We start from the raw sequence: 9,644 nt of genomic DNA on the forward strand, positions 1-9,644 counted from the left end.
GATATTTAGGAAGGGTTACAATACAGTAATACCAGCATTTAAAATGGCACAAAAAAACAGGTCCATTATCCAGGAGCTGATCTTTCATTCTGATCGTGGGGTTCAGTACGCCTGTAACGAGTTTAAAAGTTTACTGGATAAAAATAATTTGATCATCAGGAGTATGAGCAGAAAGGGCAATTGTTGGGATAATGCAGTGGCCGAGAGCTTCTTTAAGACACTCAAAACCGAATGTATATACCAGCATAAGTTTGTAAACAAAGAGCAAGCAGCAATCGTCGTATTTGAATATATCGAAACCTGGTATAACCGTAAAAGACTACATTCAGCATTGGGCTACATGTCCCCGGAGGAATTTGGTCAAAACTTAAATAAACAAAATATTGCAGCTTAACCCAATGTCCATTTTATTGTTGCAATTCCAGACCTTCTTTTGAGGTCACAAATTGTGACCTCAAACTATCAAGCTCTTCTTTCGTCATCTCAAACATAAAATCTTCGGGAAAACGGGTAATATTACCTCTTACCGCTTGCTTTAGTACCTTGGTTTCAACCCCATACAACTCTCCAAGATCTCTATCGATCATAACTTTCTGATCACGGATAACATAGATTTCTCCAATATAAAACTAGCGTTTCATTTTATGTTTAGCATTTCCCTATAACGAGAATACTATAGCTCGATCCAATTTCTGCCACCATTGGTGGCAGTTTTTCATAAGTGTCATAAAACATACGCATACGCCATATATTCCGTCTACTCAGGCCCTCCATAACGTATAATCAATAAATAACAAAGCCCGGAAATGATATTATTTAATCTTCATTTCCTCAACCCATATATTTGGTCTACCCAAATAATAATCAACTATTCGCTCTTCTACATGCTCACCTTCCCAGACCGAAGCTCTTTCTAAGCCGATACATTTATTCTTTTGAGTTTTCTCTATTTTTCCGCTATTTGGATCGTATAACTCAAAGCTATTGGGATCCAGTGCATCTTGTATAAATTTCACAGGTAATTGCTCAAATTTATCTTCCAGAGGCAGTTTACCAATTTTCTGCCATCTTCCAGATGTAATAACATCGTCATAAACTGCAACTATAAAAAGGACTTCTCGCTGAGCAATCTCACTTACATCAGCCACATCATTGGTCATAAAATCATAGATAGCAACAGAAGCCATCTTCAAGACTCTTGCGTAGCCTATTTTACCATTAGATAGGTTTATCTTTAAAAAATCACCTATAGCTCTCCTTTGTTTTCCCATTTTAACTTCCGCCAAATTACTCTTTCAGCTTCTTTATATTTATCGTTCTTATGATGACACGCTTCACCTGATTTCCATTATTGATGCCTTTATCCAGGCATGCTAATACAAGAAAAGAATATAATCAAAGTTAATAGATCTTCTAACTTTGATTATTCTTATCTGATATCGCCTCTTACTTATTATTTAAATAGTTAAGATATTCATCTTGTATCATCCCAGCGCTTACAAAGCTATCTATTTTAGCGCCATATTCATCTAACGAAAAACTTATTGCTTCGTCTACAGTAGAAAACGTAGTGACAATCCCAAGTGGTTCATCCGGATCCAAAGTCGAAAACTCGTAAATATCAAGGAAATCTTCTCTTCCCTCATCAAAAGACTCGATATAAGCAACACTATATTCATCACTACTTTCTTTCTCAATACTTATCCACCTTAAAACGATATAATCATCCTCTTGTTTATAGCCAAGCCATTGTTCAACAGTTCTACCTAGACTTAGGTTAGTCTTAAGCTGTTCATTTTGCAAATAAACCATATATACATAATTTAATTAGTCATCTCTCCTCCTCTATAGCACCAATTCATTTTAGCATCCTCAATTCTCATTTTTCTGGTTACTCCTTGATTTATCTGATTCGGATGTGGCACATAACTAGTGTGACCGGGCTTAACTTCATGTATCGCTGAACCAGGCATTTGATCCGCATGGTGTAGTTCTAATGGCATCTTTTTTCCTGCAGCATTAGTTCTTGGGGGAAAATCCAATAGCTCTTGGCCCTTAGCGGCTCGCGCGAAATCACTTTTCGCCCATGGCCATTGAAATTTCATAGGCTCCATATCGGTGCCAAATTTTATATAATCCAACAGAATCAGGATACCACGATTATCCATTGGAAATTGATTTAAGAATTATACTACTTAGCTAATTTATTCTCCAAAACGGTAACATCATGTATAAGATTATCCAATTCAAGATCCCCCTATTCCAACACCCCACAATCTGATCACCAGGTCACGGTCATCCTTTTTAAGATCCAATTTCACAAAATTAGATTTAAAGACGGAATTATGAATCCCACTTATAATATACCCTATATCCTCGTTAGTTATAACAGTAATACTTTGTTTGATCTTTGCCAGGTGAGTAAAAATGATTTATACTATTTCCTGAACAACCAAACAAGAATATAGGAATTATATATAATCAAAACTCAATTCTTTATCATATAAAATTTATTTTCAGGATTATAACTTCTCAACGTCCCATCCATCATACAATTTAGCATCATAAAAATCAGCCAATTCATTAAATGCTATATTTCTTTTATGCAGTTTTTCTGGCGTCAATGAATCAATTTTGCTGACTTGCAAAACCCATTCATCATCTTTATTGAAATCAAATTTTTCAATAACATAATTATAATCCTTTAGTTCTCTAAATAACAATTCCAGTTTATCTTTGCGAGTATCAATAAAATAAAAACTCCATTTTAACGAACTTTTTGTATCAAACCCATCTTCATTCATTTTTATAAAAATACTCTTTAATTGGGTTAGGTCAGTTTGCATGTTGATTGAAAATTATTTCCTTTAAACCATGTAGATCATTTTTCAACTTTATATTATTGAAATCATAAATACCTAAAGTTGATAGCCTTTCTACGGAATATATTAAAGAGTCAAGTAATAACATTTTTCTTCCCAAAGAGTCTGATGTTTTGAACCTATCGATATCAAGAATAACATGAATATCAGTTTCCTTATTCTTTTTATTGTATTTAAAGACTTCCTTACCTTTATCCTTGGAAATAACGACTATAACATCCCAACTTAATACCCCATCCCCATAATTATTAGAAGCAAGAATATTATTAATATTTTTTTCTATGTAGTTTCTAACAACTCTAAACGAGTCGCTCACAATAGAATCTATTTCACCTGATATCCACAATTTCATTAGTAATCACTTTTATTTAAATCTGGCCTTTTACCATTATTATTCTTTTTATGTTCAAGTATCTTGTCATGTTGTTCTTTGTGCATCTCTTTTTTCGTACCACTATTTTCTTTGTTATAATCAACATTTTCCCTCTTCAACTGCTTCTTACTATATCTCTTTTGATTGCCAGCACCATATTTATCTTCTCCACGAGTAGTTTCCCCATGTTTTTTAACCTCACCTGTATTTCTATCTTTTAAAGTGTAACGTTCCGCAGGTTTATCATCTAATTTATTTCCATGAGATTTTTTAGGAGGACTCTGAGTTTGTGTTTTTGAATCACCCTTTTCGGTATCATTAGTTGTTATCTTATCTACCACCCACATAACCCCAGCAACAGCAGCCCCACCGACAATAATCCCTCCACCAATAACCCATCCAGCAGGAGCACCAATAACAGTAACAGTTCCACCAGTGGCAACAACTCCACCTGTAGCTAACGATGCAGCAAAAATTCCGCCCGCTACTCCTCCAGTAGTAATTGCAGCCCCTTTTATTACAGTCTTTGCAGTTGGGGGATCTATATCTGGTATCCTTCCATCCGGATCGGTATTTTTAACCGGGTTATTAAAAACATAACCGTAGGGCGAACCCGATTCCTGGTCTGCTTCATCAGCACTCGGATCTACAACATTCCACCTCCCAATCACTGGATCATAGAACCTTGCCCCGTAATCATACTGCCCACCTAATTCATCCTGAATCTCTTTTCCGTTATAAAGATATTTATTATTTACAGAAACCGGGCTACCGGAAGATTTTCTTAACCCAAATGCATAATAATCATCACTCTGCAGTCGCTCTAAAATACCATTTGACGGATTTCTCCGAAAACTATACCTTACATTGCCCAAATGATCACTCAGATTATACTCATAGCTAAAAATACCATTATTATTTCTGGCTACTCCCTCCTCTGTATGAATGATGTCAATTGTATTTCCTGCATACTCAATCCCACTGACATACGTCCTGACTTCACCATTACTTGCCTTTTGCAATTTCTCTCCCAGAGAACTATAAGTATAAGCCAGGTTCAAGCCGGGCTTGGTCACCGTAATTGGAAGATTTAGATAATTATACCCAATATTCAATCCATTCCTACCATCAAGAATCACATTTCCATTGTTATCATAACTGTACGGTCCTGTAGCCAAAGGCCCACTGATGATTTGGCTCAATCGGTTTCCGGTATAGCTATAGCTACTCGCTCCAAGTCCATCACGGTTCAGACTGGAAATATTACCCATCACATCATAAGTCAACACCTCAGTCATATTCACTCCGGTTGAGTTTGCACTTAAAAGTCTGTTCAATGCATCATAACCATATGTAAAGGCTTTGGCATAGCTAATCCCTGTCCCCCATCTTTGTCCTGAAATATTTCCATTAAACTGAGGAGAAGCACCATCCTGATACTGCAATTCCATTCCGAACTGATCCGAAACACTCCTTTTCAACCAACCACGTTCATTGTAATCATAAACCGTATTCTGAAGAAAGGTAAGGCCCTGATCAATACTATGCAGGTTTTTCTTCCGTAACTGGCCCAATTCATTATAGTCCAGTTTGCTCAATACAACCTCATTACCCCCGTTGATTTGTTCCAATGTAGCTTGCTTACGTCCCATATGATCGTAAATGAACTGATTGCTTATGGTAGTGCTCACTCCTGAGACAGTATGAACACGAACACTATTTTTTAGTTCTCCGGCGAAGCTATATCCATTGGTCACCACATCAGTCCCCCCAAGATGGTTCTGGCTTTTAGTTTGCGTAAGTTTGCCATCGGCGTCATAGTAATTCACTGTCATCAGCATTGTTCCAGTTCCCAATACTGTAACTCTGCTTGCAGTGAGTAAGCCTTTAGTTCTTTCACCACCGACCAATCCAAGCCCTGCATCCCCGGAAAACAAAGCACTTTCCGGAAATTCATAATTGTCATAATAATTGATGCTGTGATAGTAAGCAATGGTCCTTGGGAAGGCCAGATTGGTATAGTCTGCCCCTGCAATATTTCTGGTTTCACAAAGGACAGATTCCCCATTGACAGTGATCTGCATTGCTACCGGAGTAGATCCATCAGCGTAAATACCTGTAATCACTACCCTACCCAGGCCATCATATTTATTGAACAACCATTTCCCTTCTCCACGCTGAATTTCATCCTGGCTCAACACCAACTGATCCAGTTTATTGTATATCATAAACTCCCAGCCACGCTTTCCAGGAATTTTCTTCTCTGTCAACCGCTTACGCCCATCATAATGATAACCATAAATATAATTTTTGAACACTTCATCGCTTTCAGTAAAGCCGTCCTGAGTCACAATCGGTGGAATAACATAACGCAGGTTCCCCAGGTTGTCGTAAACATAATAGGTACTCAGGCTGCTAACATTACTTTCCCAGATCCTTTTCAAAACCACCCGTCCATTAAAATCTTTAAATTCCTCTACAGATCCTGCCTTTTGGCCAAAGGGGGTATTTTCATCCCTTATTACCGTTTTATACAACTTGCCAGGAGAATAAGGACGGGGTACCACTGCCCCCGATGCTGTTACCTCCCAAAGCTTCACCTCACCTGTAAGATTAGTCTCATAGCTCATCTTTTGGGTATGTCCCGAAGAAAGTTGCCAGGCTACACCCGGAGCACCTTGCTCCAGCACACGGTTTAAAGGAGAGTTTTCAAATTTGGTTTCAGAAAAAGCTGAATTGCTGATTACCGGGATCCCTACAACAGGATTGTTATAAAAATCCTTCTGCTCGGTAATTGAAGCGGGTTTAAAACTACCATTCCCTGAAGAAGGGTAAGGAAGGTATTTAAACTGTTCCCGGCCAAATGCGTCATAAGCCATAGGTTGTATCAGGTCTTTAAACGTCGGGCTTCCCTGTACACTGATCGTTTGTAGTGATCTACCTAATCCATCAATATATTGAACCGTTTGGTTTACCTCGCTGGTATTTCTTGCAGAATCTATGTTTTGTGGATTTACCCCTGGCATTTTAAAAACCCTGCTGCGTATATAGTTTTGATTTACCGAGGGGCTCCATAACGAAGGCACATTATTCTCAAAACTCCGTCCGGTATAGATCCGGACGTTCTGTCCTTTGGGGATGAAGAAACCACTTTTTAAGGTCACACTAACGGAATCCTTGATCTCAGTTTCACCGTTATATTGAGCCAGTACTTTACCTTCCTGAGCCATTAAAGTACAACCCGACATCAGCATCACAAACACGCTGAGGAATTTCTTTCTATTAAGATATCTTTTCATTACTGAGCGCTTCTAAGGTTTAAGGTGGTATTCGTAAGATTTAATGATATGTCCATTCTGATCTTTGATATATTTTAATCTTTGAAAATCATCGTACACATAATAAATGGTCTGACCACGGGAGTCACTCTGATCGGTTGTACCCACTTGTGGGAGGTAATTATAAGTGCTGATTGTTGCTTCCGCAGGATATAAACGAACCTCATCAACGATACCCGTTCCTGCAAGCTGAACATCAGCCACACCTGACAGATAATGGTCATATTGATACCAACCATTACCCAGTTTCGTTTGAGATACATTTCCAACGGTACCGGATACTGCAAAAGCAGAACTATTCATAGTCCTGTAGCTTAACACATATCGCTTACCGCCATTAAGACCAGCCTTACTCAAAGCTCCATTGCCAAGCTGATAAACCTTGCTTCCGGTAGCTGCCACAGCTGATACCAGCGGTACCCCCGCATAATTCCAATTTCCTTTTGACTCTGCCTCGAAACCTGAATAAGCAATATCTGTGTAGGCAGCATTCTTCACCTGTGCTACAGGGAATGAGCCCTCATAATCCCACAAAAGTGCAACTTTGCTGCTATCGCTGACCTCATATTCAACGATGTTGGAATTGGTATCATAATGATTTATCTTGAGCTGCCTCTGATAAGAGGGATCTGGCAAAAAGCTGGTTAATGCATTTCCCGTAGGCAGGTTTCCTGCAGCCGACTGATTCGAGAACTTAAAAGCGGATAAAGGAATCGGATTGATGGTTTCCAGGTTCAATTCTTCTTCTTTCAAACCTTTTCCGCCAGGTTTATAAGTGGTAATGTTACCTGAAAGTATTTTGATTTCGCCGGAGGAGCTGGTCATATACCTTGTTTTCTCTACCGGATAAGCAACCAAATGATTGGCCTTCATCTGGTCTATAAATCCAACACCACTGGCATAGTCCAAAGGATATGTAGTTCGTTCCGTTTCTTTCAACCCATCACTCGTTATGCTTTCTACAGCAGTTAACTGAATGTGATTAGGGTTATCGTACATAAACGTTTGAGTAGTTTCAACAGGGTTCTGTCCATTCAGGTCAAAAAGTTTAACACTGGTCGAATCTTTATAAATCCATTGCGAAATTTGAGAATATGGGTTGGTATTATAATCATTTCCACCAATTTCATGCTCACCTATACTTCTTCTGTAATAAGATATTGTAAACCCGTCCAAAACTCTGTAATGAAAGGGAGAGGTAATATTATAATGATGGTTCTCTTCCCGTACAGGAATTTTCAAACTACCTGTGGTTTTATAATCGGTTTTATTTAACAACAATCCTCTTAACTGGTCATTACTCGTAGACTGGCTATAAGCAACGGTTTCTACTCCGTCACCATGTTCAAACATCGTCGTATGCTTATACAATGTCCCCTCTCCGTTACTCTTTTCCATCCTAACTTCTCTGTACCCAACGTTCCCACCTTTAGTACTGCCCAGTGCCAGCGCATTTGCTGTTCTAACATAAAAACTACAGGTTACACCGTTAGTGATCTGGTTATAAATATAGTCGTAAACAGGTTCTCCCGCTACTACACCACTCGAACGCCAGGGCTCATCAGTCATCTTATAAGTATATGTTTTAACCATATCCGCGTTATTTCCAACACCGTCATGGTCAGTAATTTTCGCCACCCTGACACCACCTGTCACCTTACTATATACCGGAATATTTGTATTTGCTATATAGGTAGTACTAATCCGGGTGTTCGTAATAGGGTTCTCAGAATATGCCGTCATTGTATAAGAACCTGGTTCCAGATCATAACTTAATGAACCTTCACCGAAGGAGTTAATAAACATCCTTTCTCCGGTTTGGTTGTTTCTTAACGTCACATATTCATTGTAACTTGGGTATTCACCAGGCTCATCCGCTTTATTAACTGAATACTCAAAAGTAACTGTTTGAAAAAAATCAATAGTAACAGTTGAAACGGACATTGAGTTTGATGGATCTGCAATAACAGACGTTGTTACATAATCTTTCTCCCAATCTGCAACCTTAATTCTATTTATAAATCCTGCGTCATTGGACTCGTAATCGAATCTGGTATAGCCACCAGTTCCATAAGTGATTTTGTTGAGTACTCCTGCTATTGCAGAATCAAAATCAGGAGAACGATCAGCACCCAATAAGCGAATGGTTTTGCCCATTGCACCAGGCATCTTTCCAGGCGGAATCAAAGAAGTACCACGGTTCTTGTTTGCAAAACCCCAATGATCCTCCGCTTTTACAGAAGAACAGGGTACTCCTCCCGGATTGATATATTCAAATTTAAACAGGGGAAAACTGGACGAGGGTGATTTAGGGTCATATTGCCTTAGCCCATCTAACCTCAGCCTATTGCAGCCAAAAACATTGTATTCGAGGTTAATTCCTTTAACCGGAACACCATCATATTTAAACACAATTCCATCTAATCTGAATTCGGAACTGTAAGCTGGCAAATCGATCCTTTTTGTATTTGCAATAAATTCAATACTGTTTTTTCCTGAGTAAATACTATGCAAACGTGCCGTTCTGATCGCAACCCTTGTTCTGGCACAAGTTCCATTATAAATCCCTGGACATGCAGCGCCTTGTGACGTCCTTTGATAATCACTATCCTGAGTGATCACATCCAAATGAGTCAGACCTTCCGTATAGCCAAACCCCACGCTTTCCCCGCTTGGAGTTGTGATGGATCCTAAATGCCAGCTGGAAACAAACTCAGGTTCTTCATAAATACTACAGTCCTGTGTCTTGGTGGTATATTCAGAAGCACCAAAAGCATATTGTACTCCGGATTCGTCAGTAATTGTAAAACCTGAAGCGTCTTTAACAACCTTGAGTTGTTGATACGGCATTATCGTCCCTACTCCATTGGAATCGAAAATTATGCTTCCCGATTTCCCCTGAAAATTAAAAAAGAACTGATCCGGTTGAGTATCGTAGAAACCATCAGCAGCATTCTTTAAAAACAGCTGTTTTTCCGCATAAGTGTAAAGATTATTTTTATAACTGTCTAATTTTTGTTTCATGTGTTCGTAACCGATAAACAGTCCGTC

General features: G+C 38.7%; 9 protein-coding genes. 1 reads left to right on the plus strand and 8 read right to left on the minus strand.

The annotated features are described in order from the left end of the window. A partial coding sequence (locus tag DBR43_RS32755) for an IS3 family transposase (RefSeq protein WP_148090774.1) occupies positions 1 to 394 on the plus strand: 394 nt, incomplete at its 5' end. A 13-nt stretch (positions 395 to 407) separates the two neighbouring features. Here the strand turns inward: DBR43_RS32755 and DBR43_RS32760 are convergent. The 8 genes from DBR43_RS32760 to DBR43_RS32795 form a co-directional block, all read right to left on the minus strand. Then, positions 408 to 623 carry an ORF6N domain-containing protein gene (locus tag DBR43_RS32760; RefSeq protein ID WP_317126017.1) on the minus strand — a complete coding sequence of 72 codons (216 nt, stop codon included), beginning with the start codon at positions 621 to 623 and terminating at the stop codon, positions 408 to 410. 189 nt (positions 624 to 812) lie between these two features. Beyond that, complete coding sequence (locus DBR43_RS32765; protein WP_124587569.1) at positions 813 to 1,286, minus strand: immunity 26/phosphotriesterase HocA family protein; 474 nt, start codon at positions 1,284 to 1,286, stop codon at positions 813 to 815. Positions 1,287 to 1,446: 160 nt separating this feature from the next. Beyond that, complete coding sequence (locus DBR43_RS32770) at positions 1,447 to 1,812, minus strand: hypothetical protein (protein WP_124587570.1); 366 nt, start codon at positions 1,810 to 1,812, stop codon at positions 1,447 to 1,449. 11 nt (positions 1,813 to 1,823) lie between these two features. After that, entirely contained in the window at positions 1,824 to 2,168 is a 345-nt protein-coding gene (locus DBR43_RS32775; RefSeq protein ID WP_124587571.1) for a hypothetical protein, read from the minus strand. 354 nt (positions 2,169 to 2,522) lie between these two features. Next, on the minus strand, positions 2,523 to 2,846 hold the full coding sequence (locus DBR43_RS32780) for a ribonuclease E inhibitor RraB (RefSeq protein ID WP_124587572.1): 324 nt from the start codon (positions 2,844 to 2,846) through the stop codon (positions 2,523 to 2,525). Further along, positions 2,836 to 3,234: an Imm44 family immunity protein gene (locus tag DBR43_RS32785; RefSeq protein WP_124587573.1), complete on the minus strand. Its 399-nt coding sequence runs from the start codon at positions 3,232 to 3,234 to the stop codon at positions 2,836 to 2,838. Before DBR43_RS32785 ends, DBR43_RS32780 begins: the two co-directional genes overlap by 11 nt. Beyond that, on the minus strand, positions 3,234 to 6,554 hold the full coding sequence (locus tag DBR43_RS32790) for a DUF6443 domain-containing protein (RefSeq protein WP_124587574.1): 3,321 nt from the start codon (positions 6,552 to 6,554) through the stop codon (positions 3,234 to 3,236). The genes DBR43_RS32785 and DBR43_RS32790 overlap by 1 nt, the downstream gene beginning before the upstream one ends. A 12-nt stretch (positions 6,555 to 6,566) precedes the next feature. After that, on the minus strand, positions 6,567 to 9,644 hold a 3,078-nt coding region (locus DBR43_RS32795; RefSeq protein WP_233603328.1), incomplete at its 5' end, for a hypothetical protein.

It is taken from the genome of Pedobacter sp. KBW06 (assembly GCF_003852525.1).
Taxonomy (GTDB): domain Bacteria; phylum Bacteroidota; class Bacteroidia; order Sphingobacteriales; family Sphingobacteriaceae; genus Pedobacter.